Origin of the sequence: Ruminococcus sp. HUN007, assembly GCF_000712055.1 — a bacterium.
Lineage (GTDB): Bacteria > Bacillota > Clostridia > Oscillospirales > Ruminococcaceae > HUN007.
Genome location: NZ_JOOA01000001.1, coordinates 179,337 through 202,302, shown reverse-complemented (window position 1 = coordinate 202,302; position 22,966 = coordinate 179,337). Strand labels below are relative to the sequence as shown.

Below are 22,966 nucleotides of genomic sequence, written 5' to 3'. Positions count from 1 at the left end.
ATGTGATGAAAGCATACGGAAACGGAAGCACAGCAACCTGTGTTCAGAACCTTTGCAGTCTGACATCGGGTGAAGTATACGGTGACAGAGTGCGGGGGATCAGCACGAAACTTACAGACAGAAAAGGAATTACCGGCGATCTCGTTGAATGTATCCAGTGGCTTATACGTGAGTATGAACCGAGAGCGGATACAGACAGTATCACGGTAAGACCTTCGGGAGGGCTTGACGGGGATTTCACCGTCGATGTCCAGGCAAAGAAAAGAGGTGGTTAAACCATGGCAGAACTTGATTTTATAGAAACCGATACCGGAACAATAGTAAAAGACATTCTTAGCGAACTTGAAAGCGGTGTCAACGAGCAGCTTTATCCCGGAGACGAACGCCGTATATTCGGTGAGGCTCTTGCAGGTGTGTTTGTGTCAGTGTTCAATTCCATAAATGATGCGTGCAGACAGAAAATGCTCCGGTACGCAAGAGGAAAAACGCTTGATGCTCTCGGTGAGACCCGAGGTGTGAAACGTCTTCCTGCAGAAAAAGCAACTACAATACTGCGGTTCAGCATCGATTCTGTATTCGGTCAGAACATAGTTATACCTTCAGGTGTACGAGTTACCGGAGACCTGCAGAGGTACTTTGTAACTGACAGCACGGCAGTTATAACATCCGGACAGCTGTACACTGATGTATCAGCTACAGCCGAAGAGAGCGGTTCAGAATACAACGGCATACTTGCAGGCGGTCTGAATGCGGTAGTCGATGTATCTGTAGTTCCGCTTATCGACAGCGTAACAAACACTACATCAACATCAGGCGGCGGCAATGCAGAGGATGACGATACCTACAGGGAAAGAATAAGAGTATCAGAAAATGCACTCAGCACCGCCGGAACAGCTAAGGCATACAGGTATTATGCAATGTCAGCAGATCCTGCAATAACAGACGCCGTGGTCACATCAGAAGATGAGACAATCGAAAGAACACTGACAGTATACAGTGCTCATGCATTTCTCGGAGGCGATCAGCTCCAGCCGGACACTCTCACAATAGAAGGTGTACCGGGAGATCAGCACAGTGAATCATATTCAGACGGGCTGCTCACCATCACACTGACAGGCGCGTCAGCTTCACTGAATTCGATAGATATTACCATTAAGCGTTCAATGAAAGGCGTAGTGAGAATTGTTCCTATATGCGCCGGCGGTGAACTCCCGACGGAGGAACAGCTGCAGGACGTGTATGATAAATGCACTGCAGAAGATGTAAAACCTCTCACAGACATGGTTATCGTAGAAGAACCGGACGTTGAAGAGTACGATATAGAACTCACGTACTACACAACGAAAGCCGACGAATCTCAGGTTGTTGCTATGGTCGAAGGCGAGAACGGTGCGATTGACAGATACAATCTGTGGCAGAGCTCACAGTTTGAGCAGGATATTAACCCGGATCATCTGAGAAAACTTATACTCAGTCCGGACTGGGCTGACGATCTTGTCGGAGCGGAAAGAGTAACGATTGTAAAGCCGGTGTACACAGCGCTCGACAAAACAACGATAGCGAAGTTCAGCGGTAATATAACCGTCAGTCATGTGGCGAGGTGATCAGCGTGCAGGGAATGAAAATTTCAGATCTTGAACTCAAAAAGCTCATGCCGGTGTTCATGCAGAATGATGAAGCTGTCAAAGCACTTTGCGCTGCGGTCGATAAACTCCTTCATGATCCGTGTGAGAGAATCCCGACAATGAAGATTTGGGGAGAAACAGATAATCTTTCTGAAGACGAATGTGATGAGCTTGCATGGGAGCAGGATATTGACTGGTATGACAGTTCAGCTTCGCTTGAAGTCAAAAGGCAGATAGTAAGTCAGGCACAGGAGATCAAGAGAAGACGAGGAACGAAATGGGCGGTCGAACAGCTTGTTTCCGCTTATTTCGGTTCAGGTTACGTTTTCGAATGGTTTGAAGTGCCGGAGCTGACTGATGAACCGTATACGTTCGTTGTACTCAGTGAATCAGAAATTTCTGATGGCGATCTTGAAAAGTTCATAGCAGCAGCTGAAATAGCCAAGAATGAGCGCTCCCACATAGCAGGCATTTACATATACCTGTTTGAATGTAAGGCAACTATCGAAGTACACTGGGACGGGAACGGCTACGCATTTGATTACGCAAGACGATGCGGAACGTATCCGGAAAGTCCATGGAGTGGCTTTCAGTGTGATGACGAAGTTGATGCATCAGGCAGTGCAGAACCGTATTTCTACAGTGTTCCAGCCTGTGGCACAATAAACTGCGGTACATATCCGGCATAATTTCAGGAGGTGAAGAGAATGGGATATTTTCAGAGTGCATTTCTTGCACAGCGACGTTCTGACTGGCTTCGGCGGCTTCACTCAGTCGAGGTTCTTGTAGGTTCGTCGTGGTACAAAGGAACCATCAATCAGAAGAAGGTTGATGGTGAGAATATTATTGTGACTGCAACGTTCCCACAGTTCGACGGTGTGAGTGCTACAATTACCGCTTCAAGAATAATTGCCCTTGACGGTAATGTGGCAGCATACCAGAGCAGAGCAGTCGTGAAGGCGGCAGGTCAGGGAACTCTTGTAAAAATAAAGGTACCTTTACGAGAGGTATAGGAAGGAGAGGTCTATGTACAAGAACACAGAATGGATCGACCACGTAGTTGATCCCGACACCGGAACAGTCGTTCAGGAGGGTACGCCTCAGTCAGCTGTAAACTTCAACAATGAAGAATTCGGCATTCTCGACGGGCATATTGCACTTCAGATGATGATGGTTGCAGTCAATCAGCTGAACGGCGAAGCTTATCCGGAAATCAAGGATATTTCAATGACAAATATGCTGAAATATCCGTTCAACAACTCAGCACAGACGGTAAGTTTATCAAACACAAGATCAAACGCAAACTATCAGGTAGACACCTATGTGACAGCTGCAAACGGTGATGTGGGTGATATTATTGTCTACGACAAATTAACAAACGGGTTCAAAATCAGATACGACGGCAGTGCTTCATCAGCAACCGTCCGTGTCGCAATAAGAGGAGGTTCATAATGAACAGCGTACAGGTAATTGAGAAGAATGAAGGAACAAAGATTGACTGGGAGCAGAACGGTACAAAGCTGTACTTCGATGATGAGATCATGATCAACGTATCCAAGTACCGCAAGGACTGGGACGTGTCAGTTGACATCTGCAGAGACAGGAGCGGAAATCTGACTCTCGGAGCAGAGAGCGCTCTCAGATATGTCGCACAGGTCGATATCCCTGCGATAGTTTACGAAGAAGATGAAGAACACAACAAGGTCGCACTGCCTCTTGATATGTCAGATGTAGTGCTCACACTCTGGTCAGTGGAATAAGGAGGTTTACCCATGGCTAATTTCGATTTAACTAATCTTGCAGTAAAAATGATTTGTCCGAACAACGAGGTCAAGCTTGATGACGCAGGCCTCCCGTCTGTGATGGTTTATATTCCGAAGTTTAAGAACAGCGATGTGCTCTCAGGCGGAGACAGCAACACACATCCTGCGTTTATCGTCAACGGTCAGGAGATAGCCGGATTCTGGTACGGAAAGTATGAAGCGTGTCAGAGTAACGGAAAAGCGTATTCACTTCCGGCAGAAGATCCGGCACAGAATCTTGATTTTGATGAATGCAGAACAAGATGCGAAGCCAAAGGAGCGGGCTGGCATGTAAGCACAGCAGCTGAATGGGCAGCAGTAGCCTTATGGTGCAAGAAGAACGGCACACAGCCTCTCGGAAATAATAACTACGGTAAAGATACATCCGAGAATGGCTATAAAGCCATCGTAACAGCAATGGACGGCACGAACCGAGGCAGAGTTGCAACAGGTACAGGTCCGCTCACATGGAGTCACGACGGTACACAGGCCGGCATATGGGATCTTAACGGTAACGTATGGGAATGGCAGGGCGGAATTCGTCTTGTATGGGGCGAACTTCAGATACTTGCCAATAACGACGCAGCAGATGCAGATAACCCACAGACAGCAGGTTCAGCTTTATGGAAAGCAATCAAAGCGTCAGACGGAACTCTTGTTGATCCTGAATGCTCACCTACAGATACGAATCCTTCAATCTCAGGAAATACAGTAAGACTTGATTATGTATCTTCGAAGTGGACATACTGCAAGTCAATCACAAGTGCAGTTGACTCTGCAAGAAGCTGTGCATTCGGTGATGCTACCTGTACAGGTGATATCAGCGACGCAGCCAAGATCAGACTTAGAGCGCTCGCTCTGCTCCCTGACAGTGGTTCACAGGCATCGGATTACAACGGAGACGTTATGTACTGGAACAACAAACAGGGCGAGCGCTTCGTCTATCGCGGGGGCGCCTGGGGCAGCGGTGCGGGCGCTGGTGTCTTCTCACTCGGCGGCAACTATGCCCGCTCGGATCGCAACTGGAACATCGGTTTTCGTGCCGCTTACATTCCGGGAATCTGACATCTGGAGATCTGATAATCTGGTTCGGCGGCTTGCCGCCGGGTAAAAAGACTTATGGATATACTGTTACTCAGACAAAGAATAGTCCGCTCCATGATTCGGGTGACGGAGCGGACAAACAATATGAGAAAACCCGAAAAATTCGTATACAGAGATTATCTGAACAAATCCTACATGCGTATGCTTCGCCTCTGCATAAAGGCAAACTGGGCGCACGGAAACGTCAGACGTGAATATCAGAGCGAACTTGATGTCGAACTTGACATCATACGTTCTCTCGTTGACGTTGCTGCAAGCCCTGAGGAAAAGCTGATCTCTTCCGGACTTCATGAAGTGTGGAGTAAGGAACTTAAAGAGATCGGACGCATGATAGGCGGATGGATAAAATCCGACGCTTCAAGATAATTTTTGCATAGGGGAACGTGTCATAAATTCTGCGGAGCGCTTCGTCTATCGCGGGGGCAACTGGAACAACGGTGCGAACGCTGGTGTCTTCTCACTCAACGGCAACAATGCCCGCTCGAATCGCAACTGGAACATCGGTTTTCGTGCCGCTCTTGCCTGACAAATGTTTGACCTGAAGGCTATGGTCTGATCAGGAACACAGGCAAAAGGGATACGTTTCCCGGTCGAAAGACCGAACAATTCATCAGTTTCGGAAACGAAAATGAGAACCACGCAGACTTACCGGCGCAAGCCGGAAGTCATGCGTGAATATTATAGGGAAAGAAAGCAGGGATGTTTATGGAAACACATGATCTATATTCGGAGATATGTTCCTGGGAAAATCTCTGGAACGCTTATCATAAGGCAGCGAAAGGTAAATGGTTTCGTCCTGAAGTTGCAAAGTTCGCTATGAATCTTGAAGAAAATCTTATCAGCATTCAGAACGAGCTGATATATCAGACTTATAAAGTCGGACGCTATCGTGAATTCTTTGCTTACGAACCTAAGAAACGTCTTGTTATGGCGTTACAGTTTAGGGACAGAATAGTTCAGTGGGCGATATATCTGCAGGTCAATCACATATTTGATAAAAGCATGATATATCACAGTTATGGCTGCAGAGTAGGCAAAGGAACAGTCAGAGCAGCTGACAAACTGCAGGACTGGTGTACACTTGCAAACCGCAAGCCGAAAGACTGGTATTATCTCAAACTTGATATTTCGAAATATTTCTACAGAGTTGACCATGAAGTTCTTCTCGGAATTCTGAAAAGGAAGTTTCCACATGAGGAGAAATTCATAACTCTCATGAAAGAAATAATCGAATGCGATCATACACCGTTCGGATTGCCGCCAGGCAAAAGCGTTGATGATGTTCTTCCTGAAGAAAGACTGTATACCGTCGGTATGCCGATAGGCAATCTCACAAGCCAGATGCTTGCAAATGTCTGTCTGAATGAACTCGACCAGTTTATAAAACATGAACTCAGAGCTCATTTCTACGTCAGATATATGGACGATATGGTTATTCTTCATGAAAGCCCTGTTCAGCTTAACGTCTGGAAGTGCCGGATAGAACACTTTTTGAACCATACGTTGCATCTTGAACTAAATTCTAAAACAGCGATAGGAAAGATCAAAACAGGCATCACGTTTGTCGGATGCAGGGTGTTTCCGGGGTATCGAAAACCTACGAAGAAATTTATAAGGAAAATGAAAAACAGGATCAAAGCAGTCTCGAAACAGTATACAGCCGGTATCATGACCGAAGAGCAGGCGAACGCAGTGGTTCAGAGCTATCTCGGACAGATAAAACATTGTTCTGCTATGCGGCTTGAAAACTGGATAAAAGAAACTGTACCGTTTGAGACTGACGCGAAAAGGAGGAAAGCAAATGAAAGCGGAACTCATTGCACAGACAGCTGAAAACCGTATAGGATGGAGCAGAAAGCAGGCAGGATGTGAAGGAACGCACGCATGGTGTGCTCATTTTGTATCAGAAATTTTGAAAACCTGCGGCATTGACATGTATGATTTGTCATGCTCTATGATGAAAAAGAAAATGTCAGCGTCATCAGAATGGGATGAACCGGAAGATCTTCCGGAGAGGGGGGATATTTTATTCTTCGACTGGGACAGAATCGACGAACCGCTCCCGCTCGACCATGTAGCTGTAGTTATCGACTACAACTTTGATACACGTATAGTGACATACGTCAACGGAAACGGTTCATCAAGAACACAAGTGACCGAGCAGACTATAAGCATTGACAACTGCACAGTAGCTTACTGGATGCGTTATATAGGAGATAAGAACAGCGAACCGCCGAACAGCAGTGAGCAGGAAACATCGGACAAAACTTTCGCCATAGAGCTTCGCACTCTCAGAAAAGGAATGGAAGGTCATGACGTAGCAGTTCTGCAGTGGCTTCTTATCGGTGATAACTACAGCGTAGGCTCTGCAGGTGATGACGGCATTTTCGGAAGCAACACTGAAAAAGCAGTTACCGAGTATCAGAAAGACCACAGCCTTGAAGTCGATGGCGTAGCAGGAAAGCAGACGTTTACTGAACTCCTGAGGAAGTGAGGCGGTTCTCGTGGAAAAGTCACTCTGGGAATACCTCGCTTGTGCGATCGGTGCGTCAATCGGCTTTCTGTACGGTGATATCAACGGTCTTTTCCTTGCTCTTGTGGCACTCTGTACACTTGATTATATCACAGGTGTCATGGTAGCGATAAAGAGGCATAAACTGAACAGCAAAGCCGGATGCACCGGCATCATGAAAAAAATCGTGATCTTCATGCTCGTAAGCGTCGCCCATCTGATCGACGCAAACATCGTCAAAGACGGCAATGTCTTCATGAGTATGACGATCCTGTATTACGCTTGCAACGAGGGAATCAGCATTCTCGAAAACGCAAAGCGTCTCGGCCTCCCTGTCCCGAAAAGGTTAGAACGTATTCTTGAACAGGTGCGGGACGAAAACGACGATAAGGAAAAGAAACAAAATGAATGAGTGAATCAGCGTTGAAGAACGGCTTCCGGAGTCGGGCGAAGAAGGTTAGACGCAGAAAAGGCAGCTACGAAATTAATCGTAACTGCCTTTCGCGTTGTTTTAGATTATAAGCCAAGTTTCTGAGTGAGTGCTTCCTGAAGAACCTGGGAAAAGTTTATTCCAGCTTTTTCAGCAAGTGTGTTCATCCAGTTCGGAACAGTCAGAGTTTTTTTGACAGCCTTGTTATCGTAAAACTTTCTGTATTCTACGGTATCGCATGCAATCATTGTAACAAACTCGTTGCTCTCGACCTTGAGTTCTTTAGCATCTGAAGGCTTCGGAATCTCGCTGCCTTCTTCTTCTAAATCGTAAAGCATAAGACAGAGAGCATCCTCGGCCATCTCAATTGCTTCCGGAATTGTTTCACCAAATGTCAAACAGCCTTCGACATCCGGAAAGCTAACAGAATACGAATTGTTTTCAGCAGTAAAAACTGCAGGATATGCATATTTAGCCATTAATAAGTCACCTCTGATAATCTCGGAATTGTATATATTTTATCGCCAGTCGGGGATCAATCGATCCCCGCTGACTTCATTATTGACTTGAGTGTTCCGGTTGGAATTTCTTGTGTATTGTGTCTTCCTACCGTGAACTTCTTGCCTGTTTTAGGACTGAACCATATTTCATGGTTTGCGCCTTCTTTGATCGGAGAACATCCGTTCTTTTTTAAGATCTTTTTAAGTTCGCTGTATGTCATTGGTTCACCTCCTGTAATTATTATAGCACGTATTAATACGTATGTCAATAGAAAATGATAAAAAATAATTAAAAAATCGTTGAATTTTGAACCTCAAAATGCTATAATGAAATAAGGAGTTTTGACTTAGGAATTTATTAAATAATTTACGTTGTCAGATTGAAGTGTACCGTTGTAAAAGTAGGCGGACTATTTTATTATTGATGATAGTTCACACGAAATTTCACACGAATTCATGTAATACAAGTATTTTCAGCGCGTATTAAAAGATGGAAACGGGTTCAATTCCCGCCGCCTCCATCAAGTGAAAATGCGTAATCGTAAAGATTGCAAAAATCCTTGTATATCATGACGGTATACAGGGATTTATTTATATAAGGATAAATAAAGAGAGAACGTAGGAGAGTGAAACTGTGAGCTAAAGACAGAGCACCCCACAAGTTACCCCACAAGTTAGCCCGCAAGTTCGCATGCTGCTGGATGTACTGGGGAATGATGTTTTATCTGCGGCAGAGATCATGGAACGCTTGACACTGCGGGACCGCAATTCATTCCGCGAAAGATATCTTGAACCGGCATTGGAAAACGGACTTATTGAGATGACTATTCCAGACAAACCGAGAAGCAGAAATCAGCGCTACAGGGTACGATGAAGTAAATGAACAAGGCGGTCATCCCATTCGGGAGACCGCCTTTTTTACTGAATATTAAGCTTTTGCAAAAATGTTTTCTCGGTATAAAGTCTCAGATAAGCCTGCCTTTTAAATTGATAAAGTCAAGTATGTTTATATTTCCGCTGTCGTCAGCGTCAGCAGCTTTTCTGTCCTTAATATCTGTTTCATCGCCTGCGAGAAGATATTTCTGCAGGGCAAGAAGGTCGCGTACATCAAAAGCGCCGTCGCTGTTTATGTCACCGTCGGTGCTTTTCTTTTCGCCGAAGGTCGCTTCAATGGTCATTGCCTGTTTAAGCGTAACGGTAACAGTTGTATCAGTTCCGGTAATATCGCCGCCCCATCCTGTGAATGAGTGTCCTTCATCCGGGATCGCTGTCAGTGTTACCGGAGCTTCCGGATAGTAGCTGCCTGTCCAGCCGGATGCTGAATCCGGTGTGATCGAATTTATGCGTATCTTACCGCCGTTTCCGGATTTAAGCGTGATTTTCTGTGATTTTTCCTTTATACCGAGATACTGTTCCATATCTTCCAGCGTATAACGGGCACGTTCACGGAAGAAATTCTTTATCTGCGGCAGAGTCTTTCCTGTGAACTGTTCACGGTTGTAGGAAAGATTGCTGTCCTTTGAACCGCCGAAATATCCCCACCAGCGTACAGTTGAGTTTGCGATGTGTTCTGTGTATTCCTGTCCATATTTATCAGCCATTGCATTTGCTTTTTCCGGAGTAAGAACCTCATTTGCCAGATCACAGTAAACATTAATGAATTTCTTCTGGAAATCCTTGTTTTTCATGAGGGCAACGAACAGATTAGTCGGAGCTTCATCCTTTGCGTTGTCCATGTTTTCCATGTGCCTGAAGCTGTCGTATGCATATCCTTCGACACCACCGAAATTTTCGTATGTCGCACCCATGCTGTAGTCAAAGTCGAATGACATGAAGCGCCATTTGCCGTCACTGTACGGATTGCCTTCGATATCCGGACCAATGTTTCTCCATACGCCGGAATTGTGATTCGGCCAGTCGTAAGTACAGAGGTAGATTCCGGCAGCATAGTGGTCTATCATACTGTCGATATCGATATAATCGCAGACGGCCTTATAGTTTTCTTCGTTTGTAAGATCTTTTTTCGCGTAGGTGTCAGCGAAATTTATAAATTTTTCTGTTTCCTCGTCCGGACCTTCTTCATGCTCGCCGTTCTTTATCATGGCGACGTTCTCTTTTTCAATTTTATAATTGGACTGAATGAAATAGTCAGAGAACTTCTCAGTCATTTCATAGAGTCCCCAGTATTCGCCGTTAAGAAAAACAACGCATTTCTGCATGTCCTGTGTTGTAAGGGATTCTCTGCCGGCAAGGAGCTTTGATGCAAATCCGTCACGAAGTCTTGTGTCTTCACCAACAGCTCTTAAGCAGACGGAATCATACTTGTCAATCAGCTTGCCGCTTATCTTTGTGTTTCCGTCTATAAGCGGATATTCCAGCTTGGCAGGACCGTATTTGCTTTTCGCATATATATTGAAGCTCTTCTGCGGGGTGTTTCTTGTGGAAGCACCTTTTATGCGGATGCCGACATTCTGGTGGATCACTTCTTCGCCGTTTCTGAAAACAGAGAATGTCGCTTCACGTTCCCATTCCTTGCCCTTCGAGAAAAAGTTCGATATATTGTCAGTATCCCATACGCTTTTCTTCGGGTCGAACTGCGCACTCTTTCTCCACTCAAGATATTGTTTTCCTGTCACATAAATACCCGTATCAGGTGAAAACAGGTTATCCGGATCGGTTACGAGGGAAACCACCATTATATCATCAAACTGCTTCAGAACGCCGTTTTTTATGATATATGTCTCGCTTTCCACTCTGCCGAATGAACCGTCCTGATTTTTGACTGCAGCACGTATTACCGTAACTTTTTCTACATTGTAGGTCGGCTTTTTATATCCTGTCTGTCTTGATACGGACTGATCGGAGTTTTCGTTTTCATCATACATACTCCAGATATTAGTCTCATTTGTACGGTCGGTAACTGTAACTGCAGATGAGTACACCTTTGCAGTTGATGATTTTGTCGGATCGCTTCCGTCTGTTGTGTAAACGATAGTCCTGCCTGATTTTGAAGAAAGCTCGACTTTCATTTCAGAATCATAGCATCCCGAAGGTACCGAGAAGCCGATCTCTCTTTCTGCGACAGCCGCATCAGCAGATTCTTCAGCTGAAATATTGTCTGCAGAATAAAAAGAAAGTGACGCCTGCGGCATAAAGGAAGCGGCTGTCAGTAATGCGGTCAAGGCAATACTGATACATTTTTGCATTTTCATAACACATACACCTCATAAAACTATGGAAACACTGATTAAATCGGAAATCCGGCTTTGCCGGATTTCCGCAGGTGGGATTTGCGGGGCTTTGCCCCGGAGCCCCACGCTGATTTATGAATAAATCAGCGTTTCCTTATAACTGAACCATTTTCGAATGTATAAGCCGTTTTCTGTATTCCTTTTTTTGTTCAGCTTTATCAACAATGAACTATAAACAATTCTATTATAATATATAAGTACGGCAAAAGTCAAACAATTACTGCTGCGGCAACCTCTCCGACCATAACATTTTTAAATCCTGAAATGATCTTTTCCGTGTCAATGATGTCGCCGAATGCATAGCTTACAGCAAGCTGAGGAAAATTGCATCCGATAAGACCTGCCTTGTAGCATCCGCCGGCCATTCGTGTATTTATTTCCATAAAAACATTTCTGCCGTCAAGAGGACGAAGCTGAATATTGTACGGATATTCTATATTCACTGCTTCACTTATCTTCCTTGCCGTTTCAATAAGGTCAGCGTCAAAGCGCAGCTCTGTAATACGTGTATCGATCTTGCGCCTTGGAACAGCTATCAGACCGCCGGGAGTTCTCATGCAGTCTATGCTTGTTTCGGGTTCATCAAGATACGGCATTACTACCATAGGTGAGAATTTTTCACGGCTTTTCAGATCTTCCGCAAATGATCGAAAATAAATATCACCGGAAAAAGTCTTCGGAGCACCTTCGTCGTAAAGTCTGCGGTAGGTGATACCGCCTTCGTCACGGTCAGCTTTGACGCATACGTGGTGTGAGGGCCCGTATTGTTCTTTTATTATTCTGTATGCACGTTCAAAATCTCCTGCATCAGTTATAAGTTCCATGTGCGGGACTGGACAGAGTTCATGTTCCCGAATATAACTGCATGAATCAGCTTTGCTGTCGAGTATCCTGTTCATATCAGCGTTTCCGTTTACGACCACATGTACTCCGGCTGAAATAAAACTGTTTAGATGTTTCTCAATTTCAGCACGGAATTTTTTGACAAAGAACACATCCACTGAATGGTTTTTTACAGAAATCAAGGCACCACTCTGCGTAATCATCGCCGTTTATTCCAGTCGGTTCAGAGTAACGCTCATCCGCAGCTGCGCCAAAGGCAAAGGGAACTTTCTTTGCACTTGCGATCACATAATTTCTCTGGTCCTGTTTAAGCAGTTCAATGAAGTTATAGGCCTGAGTGAACCAGTGATTGAACCAGATTATTCTTTTTCCGTTTAACATACTATAATGCCGCCTTTTCATAATTGTTTGTCAAACTTTTATACTTCCGCAGCCTTTTTTCGTCCGTGGTATATTTCTTTCTGTACATACAGCTTTTCATCAGCCTGGGCGATCAGCTGTGCTGCTGTAACTGATGAAGAGCTGCATATCGTAAATCCGGCGCTTATTGAGATCTGTGGAAGAAGATCGGCACAGGCATTACGAAGTATATTTACTTCGTCCTGTACTGTTTTCTGAAGATCTTCATCAGGTTTACTCATAATAAGTACGAATTCATCTCCGCCGTACCTTGCACAGAAGCCGCGGTTTGAGTCGGATATTTTATGAATGGCTTCCGCCACAAGCTGAAGAGCTCTGTCTCCCGCAAGATGTCCGAATTTATCGTTTACCAGTTTAAAGTCGTTGACGTCGATCATGTATACGCAGAAGAAATTGTCTTCCGATGAGTTGTGTATCATGTCCTGAAGGAAGAGTTCCATACTTCTGCGGTTATTGAGTCCGGTAAGTGCGTCGGAATAGATCTCACTGTTCTGTATTTCGAGAAATGCAAGATGAATGGGAAGAAAAGTACCGAGCGGTACGATAGGAGAAAGAGGAAGCATTCCTTCAAGTACTGCAGCTGCAGCAGGAAGTATGATAAACAGCAGCGGCAGACGGTATTCCTTTTTCATTTTGACCTGAGTGTTTTTGAAACTCTGTGCGAATGAAAAGACCCCGCTTCCGAAAAGCTGGAAGAAGATCAGTATAAGATGTACGTTGTATCCCGGTGAAAGCTGATAAATATCGTTTTCGTCGATATAAAAATAGAAATCATTAAAAACAGAACCAATGATCAGAATACAGTCAACAGCCGCAGCGGAATAGTGTATTCCCTTGAGCACATTCATTTTTCTGACTTTTATATTGCCTATACGGTATATAACAAATATGCACCAGGCCAGTGTAAGGAGCGAAACAGAAACAAGGCCCGCGGCACTGGATATTTTATTCAGCGTACGGCTGAATGGAATTATCCCGCCCTGACCAAGAGCCCACCAGCTGTCGCTGATGAGATACATGATGAAAAACATGGACATTCCCCTGAAGTGTTTCATCTGAAGGTCTGTACCAACGTTTTTGTTCGACTTTACAATAATGCCCAGTGCAAAACAAATACAGAAAGCTTCTGTAATAGCGTATGAAATATAAATAGCTGTATCTTCCACTTAATAATCCCCCCATGATGTTCAGTACATTTCATAACGGCTGAAAAATCTGACAGTAAACTAAATCGGAATTTTCAGTCGTCATCCGGTAAATCATAAAAACGATGTACGGCAAATGAATTTGTCGGTTACAATAATATTATATCATATAAACAAATTATTATCAAGAGATATTATTATTTGTTTGAATATTTATAAATTTCATAGAGAATTTTATTGAATTAAGCTGATTCTGTAAAAAGATATTTATGAAGTAAATTGCAGAATTTCTATCTGGCGTCGAAATATATACTAAAATATTTTCTAGTATGTTGCAAATATTCGTGCAGTGTGCTATAATGTGGATAAGCTTATGTATCAGATACAGAGAAAGGCTCTGTATGATCATAGTGTGTGTGTAAAGTATTTTGACAAGGGGTAGGATTTTATGAATGTTTTAAGAAGAATGCTGGCTTTTTCGGCTGCATCCTGTTTCCTGCTTACTTCTTCGGTTGTGGGAGGACAGTGGCTTGCTCCGGAATTTATCACATCAGACACTGCTTATGCAGCGCAGAACTTTGACTATGACGAAGATCTGGTAATGCATTATACCAGCGAAGCCGGTACTAAAAATACCGACAACTGCTGGGATAACAGTGAATCATTCTACAGGGCGCTTCCTCTCGGAAACGGACGTATAGGTGCTATGGTATACGGCAACTGTCCGACCGAGTGGATCGATCTGAATGAATGCACGGTCTGGAGCGCCGGACCCGGTTCAAACGACAGGGAAGGAGCTGCCGGATATCTTAAACAGGTACAGGATCTGATAAAACAAGGCAAATACGCTGATGCGGACGGTATCGTCGGCTCTAAAATGATCGGAGGCGGACAGGCAAAATATCAGAAGGTGGGCATGTTAAAGCTTGCTATGGGTCACGAGAAAGTTTCTGACTACAGCCGTGAACTTGACATGAACACTGCGGTTGCCAGTTCATCATACACTTATCAGGGCAAAAGATATAAAAGGGAATCGTTTGTCAGCTACCCTGATCAGGTAATGGTAACAAGGATCACATGTGAAAGCAAAGGTTCCGTTTCCATGTCCGTCGGATATGACGGACTGCTCAACGGAAAGACTGAGACCGACGGAAGTGACACGATCGTAGCTAACGGACACGGTGATGATGATCTGCGTACAAGGGGCGCTGTTTATTACTCAGCAAGGACAAAAGTCATTAATGAAGGCGGCACAGTATCTGCTTCAGGAGGAAAAATCAACGTAAGCGGCTGCGACTCCGTAATGATACTTACTTCGATAAGAACGAATTTTATTGATTCAAATACATGTAACGGCGATGAAAAAGGTGATTCTGCGGCTGATATGAAAAAAGCTGAGGGCAAGTCATGGGATGAACTCTATGAAAATCACCTGAGAGATTATCAGTCGCTTTTCAAAAGAGTGGACATTGAACTCGGCGGCGACAGTGCTGTCACAAATGCCAAAACAGTCGAGAGCCGTATTAGCGAATTCGGTAAGACCAATGATCCGAAAATGGTAGAAACACTTTTCCAGTACGGACGTTATCTCATGATTAGCGCATCGCGTGATTCGCAGGCGATGAATCTTCAGGGAATATGGAACAAGTATTCGTCACCGGCGTGGGGCAGTAAGTCAACGACTAACATAAACTATGAAATGAACTACTGGCCTGCATTCACCACAAATCTTGCCGAGTGTTTTACTCCTTTCGTGGAAAAGGCAAAGGCTCTTACTGTAAACGGAAGCAAAACAGCGAAAACGCAGTACGGTATTGACGAAGGATGGGTGCTTCACCATAATACTGATATCTGGAACAGAACCGGCCCTATTGACGGATCATGGGGGCTCTGGCCTGTCGGCGGTGCATGGATATCGAACATGCTCTATGACGCATATGAATTTAATCAGGACGAGGCATATCTTGCTGATATTTATCCTGTAATTGAAGGAAGCGCAAAATTCCTTGACAGACTTATGATAAACCAGAGTTTCGGCGGTCAGGAATACAGGGTCATAAGTCCGGGCGTATCACCGGAACTTGCTCTTCCGGTAAGTGCAAACCACTATGTATCTGCCGGCGTTACAATGGATAATGCCATTACGCGAGAACTTTTTGAAGATGTTGTTGACGCTTCACGCATACTCGGTAAATCAGAATCAAGCTACAGTAATTATGAAAAGACGCTTTCACTGATAAAACCTCCGGCTGCCGGAAAACACGGTCAGCTTATGGAATGGGCTGAAGACTGGGACAATCCGCGTGAGACCCATCGACATATATCACACATTTACGGGCTTTTCCCGGGAAGCGAATACAGTCCGACTACAAATGAAGAAATATCTGCAGCTGCAGCACAGGCTCTGAAAAACCGCGGAGATGCCGGAACCGGATGGTCGGAAGCGTGGAAACTCAACTGCTGGGCAAGGCTTAAGGACGGCGAACATGCCTATAATCTTGTCAAGCTTCTTATCTCACCGGTCAACGGTACTGAAAGCGGAAGACTCTACGCAAACCTCTGGGATGCACATCCTCCTTTCCAGATAGACGGAAACTTCGGCTTTACTTCCGGTATTGCTGAAATGCTCCTGCAGAGCACAAATGATGAAATAACACTTCTCCCTGCACTTCCTGCAGCGTGGTCCACGGGACACGCAAACGGTCTCTGTGCACGCGGTAATTTTGAAGTTTCTGAAATGAACTGGCAGAACGGCAGACTGACGGATGTAACAATCAAATCGAATTCCGGTAAGCTGTGCAATCTCAGATACGGAAACAAAACCATCAGCTTTGAAACTGAAAAGGGCGGAGAGTATCACTTAAGCGGACTTCTTTCATTTACAGACAAGCCGGTTATGCTTGCGAATGCAGCGAAGGGCAGAAATGTTACTGCGTCTTCAGGTGACGCATCAGCAGCCGCAGACGGTTCTGATTCCACAATGTGGGAGGCTAAGGGAAAGCTTAACGGTGAGTGGATGACTGTTGATCTCGGCGAAAAGACCGATATAAGCCGCTGGGCTGTAAAATTCGGCGGAGTTAACGGAAACAGCAATTACAATTCAAGGGATTTCAGACTTCAGAAGAGTGATGACGGTACATCATGGACTGATGCAGATATTGTTTACGGAAATACAAAGGCGGTTGTGTCCAGAAATGTTTCTGAGTTTTCGGCGAGATATGTAAGACTTCTGCTTGAAACATCAACTCAGAACAATGCCGGCGGTATTGCTGTAGCTGAGTTTGAAGTATGGTCGGAAGGAGATTCTGCCGGAACTGTTTCCGCATATGCGCAGAAACTGCAGGCCGAGGACAGTGATATTCTGACCGGCGGCATACGTGTAGAGGAAAGCGGCAGCGGAAAATGTCTCGGGTATATAAAGAGCGGTTCCTCACTTGCTCTTGCTGATGTTGATTTCGGAAAAGGTGCAGGAACTTTCCGTGTCAGTGCATCTAGTGCAGCTGACGGAGGTAAAATAGAAGTACGTCTCGGAAGCCCGGACGGAAAACTGGCCGGAACATGCACCATCGATCCGACAGGCGAATGGTCGGCATATAAAACCTTCGAATGCACACTTGAAAACTGCCGCGGAACGGAAGACCTCTATCTTGTCTTTACCGGTTCTGACGGATATCTGTTCAACGTTGACTGGTATGAGTTTGAGGGAGATGCATCCGCTTCAAAAGGTGATGTTAATTCAGACGGAACGGTTACATCTGCCGATCTTATGAATCTCAGTACTTATATGTACGGAAACAGAACCGCGATAGACAGGGAACAGTCTGACATCAATGATGACGGTAAAGTAAATATAGCCGATTTCTGTCTGTTAAAAGAACTTATTCTTAATTAGGAAAACACTGATTTATTCATAAATCAGCGGGGGCTCCGGGGCGAAGCCCCGCAAATCCCACCTCCGGAAATCCGGCAAAGCCGGATTTCCGATTTAATCAGTGTTTTCTTAAACAAATAAACTGTTGCAAAAAGTACACCGGTTCTTTTCCGGTGTGCTTTTTTTAGCGGCTTTTACAACAGTATATAAAATTTATGCTGTTCATAAGGCATGGTTTATAGACAAATCAGAATAAATGTGCTATAATAAAAAAAATGCCTTTTAAGGGACGGGGAGATACATTTATGGATTTTAAGGATTTTGTAGATAAAATTGAACCTATGACCTGTATTATTTCAGTGGAAAAGTTAGCTGACGGCAGTTACGGTAACATTCGTCTGGCTGCAGGAAACAAGGCATACATCGATTCCATTGAAAATCCTCAGCATATGTCATCGTCAAGCATGCTCCACAATAAATTTATTCCGGGGTCACCTTATGAAAAATATATTCCGAAAGATCTGAACTTCGAGGCAGCATGCGTTCAGTGTGCAATTCAGAAAAAGCCGTATCACACTTACATTCATCCGGACAGGTACAACTTCTGGATCTCCATGTACATGATGCCGCTTGCTTCTGATGATCCGAATATCGGTTACTGCAGTTATACACAGGAACTCACATACGACAAAAGTGATGACCGCATGGCCGATCTTTCTGCAGATATATCTTCAGCAGTGCTTAAAACAACTCTTAAGCTGAAGGGTGCAAAGGATTTTAAAATAAACATGGAACAGGTCGTTTCAGAGATCCGTCAGATCTGCAAGGCTGACAGGTGCTGCGTTTTCCTTACAGATTTTAAGGAGAGAAAGTGTTCCGTGCTTGCCAAGTCTGTTAATGAAGAAATTGAAGTAGCTGAACTGGAATATATCATCAATACCAAATATAAAGACTTTTTCAGCATCGTCGAAACATGGCCGGCTACGATTGCCGGCAGTACGTGTATTATCATCAAGAACAGCCGCGACATGGAAGTTCTTAAGGAACGTAATCCTGTGTGGCACGAATCACTTGTAAATGACGGCGTGACCAGTCTTGTGCTTTTCCCGCTTGAGTACAATGAAGAAACGCTCGGATATATCTGGGTGGCAAACTTTGAAGTGGAAAATGCAATGATGATAAAGGAAGTCCTTGAACTTACGACTCAGCTTATCGCTTCGGAAATAGCCAATTATCAGCTGGTCGATAAACTTAAGGTAATGAGCAGTATTGATATGCTTACAGGAGCATATAACCGTAATGCAATGAACAACCGTGTTGACTGGATGATAAAGAGCAATGGTAAAAATTCTGAAACTCTGGGTGTGGTTTTTGCCGATCTGAACGGACTTAAGCAGAGAAATGACACTGAAGGTCACACAGCAGGTGATAAACTTCTTAAAGATGCTGCAGAAATTCTTAAAAACGAATTTCCGGACGGCGAGATCTACCGTGCCGGCGGCGATGAGTTTATGATCATTGACTGGGAATCTTCCTGCGGGGAACTCGAAAAACATGTGGAAAAGCTCCGTAAAGATGCCGAAGATCTGAAAAATGTTAGTTTCGCGATAGGATTCTGCTTTGAAGAGGGAGAATGCGATATACGAAGGGCAATGCGGACAGCAGACGAGCGTATGTATGCTGACAAGGAAAGCTACTATGCACGTTTCCCGGAAAGACGAAGAAAATAAGCAGAGAATACTGACTGAGACGCTTCAGTAAATGATAAACATGAAATAAAAAGCAGGTATCCTGAATGAAGGACACCTGCTTTTTATTTATTTATATGCTCGTTTTCCGTCTGTCACAAAAAGCGAGGACAGTGTACGGAACATTAATATTATCATGAGCACAGAAGTAATGATCTCCGATGTCAGGAACGAAAGCCATATACCGGTCATTCCGAACAGTCCGGACATTATAACTGCGCATAATACTATTGTCACAACTCCGCGTGACAGTGAGCATGCGAATGCGCTTACAGCCTGCTCGGTCGCACTTAAATAACCGCATCCGGCTATGTTGATACCGGCAAAGAGAAATCCGAGAAAATAGAGCTTCGCACCCTTGTCTGCATATGCTGCAAGTTCGGCGGAGTGTTCACAGTTAAAAATTTCCACTATCGGTCCGGTAAATCCGTGTATGCATGCCAGAATAGCAGCTGACAGGAGAACGACAGTGAAAAAGCTCTTGCTTAAGACGTAAACCGCAGAACGGACATCACCTTTTCCGTATGATTCACTGATCAGCGGCTGAGCCCCCTGCGATACACCGTTGAATACGGAAGTGGAAACCAGTGCGATATTTGCGATTATTCCGTAGGCAGCAACACCTGTGTTTCCGGCAAGTCTCAGTATCAGAATATTGAACACCGCAGTAGTGATACCGGATGACAGTTCACCGATCAGAGCAGAAACGCCGACTCTGCAGGCGTACAGAAATCTTCTGACTGAAGGAAATCCGCGGACAAATTTCAGTGTGTTTGATTCTTTAAAAAAGTGTGCACAGCAGATCAGAATACCCACAGCAGGTGAGCATCCGGTCGCAATACCTGCACCCAGCATTCCGAGTTTCATCGGGAACATAAGAATGTAGTCGAATGCGATATTGAACAGACTGCTTATAAGCGTCGCTGCCATTGCAAGTGACGGATCCCTGTCATTTCTGACGAATGCATTCACAACGGCATTTGTCATGAACAGCGGCGTGAACGTCATTATCGTCCGTATGTACGATGTTCCTGCGGCAAGTATCGTTTCATCGCCGCCCAGAAAAGCAAGTATCTGTGACGGAAAAAGCAGCCCTCCGAGAACGAAGGGAATACTGATAAGAAGTGCTGAAAAGACTGCACCCGAAAAATAAAGATCCGCTTTCTTATCTTCCACTGCCTTTCTTATGGTGTAGCATATCGCCGATCCGACACCGGTCATTGCACCCAGACCGTTTATCAGCCCGAATACCGGAAGCACCAGATTCAGCGCCGTAATACCGCCTGCACCTTCCGCACGTGAAATGAAATACGTATCCGCAAGAATATAAAATGACAAACCCAGCATGCCCAGTATATTCTGAGACACGTAACGGGTATATCGTTCGTTTATAGACATTTGCTGTTCTCCCCAATTTTTTCTTTTTCTATATATTAAACCTCAGAAACTGTAATTGCGTATTCTAAAAGGTAATTTTCATTCTACAGCAAAATACGATCAATGTCAAGGCTTGAAAACAGACATTTTTTAAAACCGTTTATGCCTCAAACTGAGGAACAGTTGCTGGAACGCATAGACAGATCACTTGCTCAGGCTGATGCCGGAATGTGTATTGATGCAGATGAAGTTATTGATGAATTACTTGCGGAGTGTAACTGATGTTTTCTTTCCCTGAGGTGGTATGTGAATGCTGCCTCAGGGAATTTCTCTTTTATTATAATTAATGGTGATTTTCATAGGTCTATGCAAAGGGACAACCTTTCCCAACACCATCTCCCTTATTGCCGGCTTTTGCTTTTTATTATAGTGCGGAGGTTTGTGGGCTTAAGGCTTGGTTGATGCGTTATGGAGAAGGGAGTGTTATTTCTTCCTTCAGGAAGTTACTGCTACAATTCTATCTACCATGGTAATAATAAGCTAAATATCAGAAAATGTATTGACATTGATATGGCATATATGGTATAATCTACTTGCTACAGTAAATTTAAAAAACTTGAATATCACTGAAAAAAGTGATATAATGGAGGCAGAAAAGGAAATATGGAAATACGTACAATGTTCTGGCATGTACTCGAAAAACTTGAAGGCGCAGAATACATGGATGCTGGTGCAAAGGCTTTATTAAGCTATAAGGTAATAAGTGCTTTAATTTTAAAATCGTGTATTCCCGAACTTTCAGATCTTTCGCTGAAGACAATTGAAGATGAATGCATTATCGGTGAGCCGGAGATCGCTAATGTTCCTGTACACAGGGATGAAGATGACCGTACGGAAAAGCCTGAGAAAATAAATCAGGCTGGAAATGAAGATAACGACCTGAAAGAGGGGAAAGTTACTTACGATGTACGGTTTGTTATTCACATACCTGGAGAGGAAGAATATACGAAAGTATATATAAACCTTGAGGCACAGAATAAGTTTAATCCGGGATATCCTCTTGTTAAAAGAGGATTGTATTACGATGCAAGAATGATATCAGCTCAGTATGGTGTGGAATTTACAGAATCGGATTATGGTAAGATAAAAAAGGTGTATTCTATATGGATCTGTATCAATCCGGAGAAGGAATATCAGAATACAATAAACCGATATCAAGTCACAGAAAAACATGTGTTTGGAGATGCGGAGTTGCCGGTAAAGGATTACGACATAATGGAAACAATCCTTGTTTGCCTTCACACAAACGGAGATGAAGGTAAATGCGGTAACAAGCTTATCGATATGCTAAGTGTTCTTTTCGAAAAGAATAAACCATCGAAAGAAAAGCAGGACAAACTTGAAAAAAGATTATGATATTAAGATGACGAAGGAATATAATGAGGTGATGGACAGAATGTGCAATATAAGCGGATATTATACTGAGGATCTTTATGCAGCAAAAGCGGAATTAGCGGCAGCTAAACAAGAGCTTGCAGCAAAGGACAGATTAATTGAGGAAAAAGATCGTGCTGTCAAAGAGTTCGCTAAAATGTTGATCAATGAAGGAAAACCTGTAGATGAAATAGAACGATATTCCGGTTTGGATATTGACACATTAAAGCAGATAGCTGAATCACTCGGTAAAACTCTTTAACTGAATATGAATTATCTTTCCCTGAGGTGGTATGTGAATGCTGCCTCAGGGATTTCTCTTTTATTTTAAGTAATGGTGATTTTCATAGGTCTATGCAAAGGGACAACCTTAGGAAGAGGGAGAACAATAAAACCGCAGTAAAAGCCGGCATTTCTCCCTCTTCCTTCGGTTTTCCCTCTGCACACCCTTTCCCAACACCTACTCCCTCATTGCCGGCTTTTGCTTTTTATTATAGCGCGGAGGTTTGTGTACTTAAGGCTTGGTTGATGCGTTATGGAGAAGGCTTGAAGCAATCAAATTGATATAATATTTAACTGCTCTTGTTGACATAAATGCTAAAATAGTGTATAATAAAGTTATCTTCATTGCCGTTTTTGACGAAAATGAAGAGAATGATGATTTTTTATGAAAAGGGGTTGACAAGGATGTCAGAATACCGCATAATTTGTAGACAGACAGACAGACAGACAGACAGACAGACAGACAGACAGACAGACAGACAGACAGACAGACAGACAGACAGACAGACAGAATAACTGCGCCTGTTTATATTTTTGCCACAATTTTATATTTAAAAGAAAAGCTTGAAAGAGCTCTCGGCATTAGCTGAAGGTTCTTTCAGGCTTTTTTGCGTTTTATAGA

The 22,966-nt window shown here is 43.9% G+C and carries 24 protein-coding genes; 17 read left to right on the top strand and 7 right to left on the bottom strand.

Annotated elements, in window-relative coordinates:
* Nucleotides 1-5: 5 nt before the first annotated feature.
* From CC97_RS00795 to CC97_RS00745, 11 genes are all read left to right on the top strand, one after another.
* Nucleotides 6-275 (top strand): hypothetical protein, encoded by a 270-nt coding sequence (locus CC97_RS00795; protein WP_049962588.1) that lies wholly within the window; start codon nucleotides 6-8, stop codon nucleotides 273-275.
* 3 nt (nucleotides 276-278) lie between these two features.
* Nucleotides 279-1,604, top strand: coding sequence for a baseplate J/gp47 family protein (locus CC97_RS00790; protein ID WP_044973231.1), 1,326 nt, complete (start codon nucleotides 279-281; stop codon nucleotides 1,602-1,604).
* A 14-nt stretch (nucleotides 1,605-1,618) separates the two neighbouring features.
* Entirely contained in the window at nucleotides 1,619-2,314 is a 696-nt protein-coding gene (locus CC97_RS00785; RefSeq protein ID WP_156036725.1) for a phage tail protein I, read from the top strand.
* 18 nt (nucleotides 2,315-2,332) lie between these two features.
* Nucleotides 2,333-2,638 (top strand): hypothetical protein, encoded by a 306-nt coding sequence (locus tag CC97_RS00780; RefSeq protein WP_044973229.1) that lies wholly within the window; start codon nucleotides 2,333-2,335, stop codon nucleotides 2,636-2,638.
* Between the two features lie 13 nt (nucleotides 2,639-2,651).
* On the top strand, nucleotides 2,652-3,077 hold the full coding sequence (locus CC97_RS00775) for a hypothetical protein (protein ID WP_044973228.1): 426 nt from the start codon (nucleotides 2,652-2,654) through the stop codon (nucleotides 3,075-3,077).
* Entirely contained in the window at nucleotides 3,077-3,385 is a 309-nt protein-coding gene (locus CC97_RS00770; protein ID WP_044973227.1) for a hypothetical protein, read from the top strand. The genes CC97_RS00775 and CC97_RS00770 overlap by 1 nt, the downstream gene beginning before the upstream one ends.
* Nucleotides 3,386-3,397: 12 nt before the next feature.
* Entirely contained in the window at nucleotides 3,398-4,492 is a 1,095-nt protein-coding gene (locus CC97_RS00765; protein WP_044973225.1) for an SUMF1/EgtB/PvdO family nonheme iron enzyme, read from the top strand.
* 54 nt (nucleotides 4,493-4,546) lie between these two features.
* Nucleotides 4,547-4,897 carry a diversity-generating retroelement protein Avd gene (avd, locus tag CC97_RS00760; protein WP_044973223.1) on the top strand — a complete coding sequence of 117 codons (351 nt, stop codon included), beginning with the start codon at nucleotides 4,547-4,549 and terminating at the stop codon, nucleotides 4,895-4,897.
* Between the two features lie 339 nt (nucleotides 4,898-5,236).
* Nucleotides 5,237-6,364 (top strand): reverse transcriptase/maturase family protein, encoded by a 1,128-nt coding sequence (locus CC97_RS00755; RefSeq protein ID WP_044973222.1) that lies wholly within the window; start codon nucleotides 5,237-5,239, stop codon nucleotides 6,362-6,364.
* The gene (locus CC97_RS19385; protein WP_081849920.1) at nucleotides 6,333-7,025 is read left to right on the top strand and encodes a peptidoglycan-binding protein; all 693 of its coding nucleotides are present in this window, start codon (nucleotides 6,333-6,335) and stop codon (nucleotides 7,023-7,025) included. Before CC97_RS00755 ends, CC97_RS19385 begins: the two co-directional genes overlap by 32 nt.
* A gap of 10 nt (nucleotides 7,026-7,035) precedes the next feature.
* Nucleotides 7,036-7,455 carry a phage holin family protein gene (locus CC97_RS00745; RefSeq protein ID WP_044973220.1) on the top strand — a complete coding sequence of 140 codons (420 nt, stop codon included), beginning with the start codon at nucleotides 7,036-7,038 and terminating at the stop codon, nucleotides 7,453-7,455.
* 104 nt (nucleotides 7,456-7,559) lie between these two features.
* On the opposite strand, the gene CC97_RS00740 is transcribed toward CC97_RS00745, so the two are convergent.
* Together CC97_RS00740 and CC97_RS00735 are read right to left on the bottom strand one after the other, a co-directional pair.
* The gene (locus CC97_RS00740; RefSeq protein WP_044973218.1) at nucleotides 7,560-7,952 is read right to left on the bottom strand and encodes a type II toxin-antitoxin system HicB family antitoxin; all 393 of its coding nucleotides are present in this window, start codon (nucleotides 7,950-7,952) and stop codon (nucleotides 7,560-7,562) included.
* A 56-nt stretch (nucleotides 7,953-8,008) separates the two neighbouring features.
* Entirely contained in the window at nucleotides 8,009-8,194 is a 186-nt protein-coding gene (locus CC97_RS00735; protein ID WP_044973216.1) for a type II toxin-antitoxin system HicA family toxin, read from the bottom strand.
* Between the two features lie 470 nt (nucleotides 8,195-8,664).
* Here CC97_RS00735 and CC97_RS00730 point away from each other — a divergent pair, with 470 nt between their 5' ends.
* Nucleotides 8,665-8,847: a Fic family protein gene (locus CC97_RS00730; protein WP_044973214.1), complete on the top strand. Its 183-nt coding sequence runs from the start codon at nucleotides 8,665-8,667 to the stop codon at nucleotides 8,845-8,847.
* A 91-nt stretch (nucleotides 8,848-8,938) separates the two neighbouring features.
* On the opposite strand, the gene CC97_RS00725 is transcribed toward CC97_RS00730, so the two are convergent.
* The 4 genes from CC97_RS00725 to CC97_RS00715 form a co-directional block, all read right to left on the bottom strand.
* Nucleotides 8,939-11,185: a CotH kinase family protein gene (locus tag CC97_RS00725; RefSeq protein ID WP_049962586.1), complete on the bottom strand. Its 2,247-nt coding sequence runs from the start codon at nucleotides 11,183-11,185 to the stop codon at nucleotides 8,939-8,941.
* A gap of 248 nt (nucleotides 11,186-11,433) precedes the next feature.
* A complete protein-coding gene (locus CC97_RS00720; protein ID WP_242848083.1) occupies nucleotides 11,434-12,147 on the bottom strand; it encodes an ATP-grasp domain-containing protein in 714 nt (237 codons plus the stop codon).
* 43 nt (nucleotides 12,148-12,190) lie between these two features.
* Nucleotides 12,191-12,448, bottom strand: coding sequence for a hypothetical protein (locus CC97_RS20715; RefSeq protein WP_242848082.1), 258 nt, complete (start codon nucleotides 12,446-12,448; stop codon nucleotides 12,191-12,193).
* Between the two features lie 38 nt (nucleotides 12,449-12,486).
* Nucleotides 12,487-13,653, bottom strand: coding sequence for a GGDEF domain-containing protein (locus CC97_RS00715; RefSeq protein ID WP_044973212.1), 1,167 nt, complete (start codon nucleotides 13,651-13,653; stop codon nucleotides 12,487-12,489).
* Between the two features lie 427 nt (nucleotides 13,654-14,080).
* Here CC97_RS00715 and CC97_RS00710 point away from each other — a divergent pair, with 427 nt between their 5' ends.
* On the top strand, nucleotides 14,081-17,524 hold the full coding sequence (locus CC97_RS00710; RefSeq protein ID WP_044973210.1) for a glycoside hydrolase N-terminal domain-containing protein: 3,444 nt from the start codon (nucleotides 14,081-14,083) through the stop codon (nucleotides 17,522-17,524).
* 284 nt (nucleotides 17,525-17,808) lie between these two features.
* Nucleotides 17,809-19,233 (top strand): sensor domain-containing diguanylate cyclase, encoded by a 1,425-nt coding sequence (locus CC97_RS00705; protein ID WP_044973207.1) that lies wholly within the window; start codon nucleotides 17,809-17,811, stop codon nucleotides 19,231-19,233.
* Nucleotides 19,234-19,320: 87 nt separating this feature from the next.
* Here the strand turns inward: CC97_RS00705 and CC97_RS00700 are convergent, their stop codons facing one another.
* On the bottom strand, nucleotides 19,321-20,649 hold the full coding sequence (locus tag CC97_RS00700; RefSeq protein WP_044973206.1) for an MATE family efflux transporter: 1,329 nt from the start codon (nucleotides 20,647-20,649) through the stop codon (nucleotides 19,321-19,323).
* Between the two features lie 102 nt (nucleotides 20,650-20,751).
* Here CC97_RS00700 and CC97_RS19895 point away from each other — a divergent pair, with 102 nt between their 5' ends.
* The 3 genes from CC97_RS19895 to CC97_RS18375 all read left to right on the top strand — a co-directional run bounded on the left by CC97_RS19895 (nucleotide 20,752) and on the right by CC97_RS18375 (nucleotide 22,324).
* Entirely contained in the window at nucleotides 20,752-20,910 is a 159-nt protein-coding gene (locus CC97_RS19895) for a hypothetical protein (RefSeq protein ID WP_156036724.1), read from the top strand.
* Between the two features lie 381 nt (nucleotides 20,911-21,291).
* On the top strand, nucleotides 21,292-22,044 hold the full coding sequence (locus tag CC97_RS00695) for a hypothetical protein (protein ID WP_049962585.1): 753 nt from the start codon (nucleotides 21,292-21,294) through the stop codon (nucleotides 22,042-22,044).
* Nucleotides 22,028-22,324 carry a hypothetical protein gene (locus tag CC97_RS18375; RefSeq protein ID WP_049962584.1) on the top strand — a complete coding sequence of 99 codons (297 nt, stop codon included), beginning with the start codon at nucleotides 22,028-22,030 and terminating at the stop codon, nucleotides 22,322-22,324. The genes CC97_RS00695 and CC97_RS18375 overlap by 17 nt, the downstream gene beginning before the upstream one ends.
* Nucleotides 22,325-22,966: the final 642 nt, after the last annotated feature.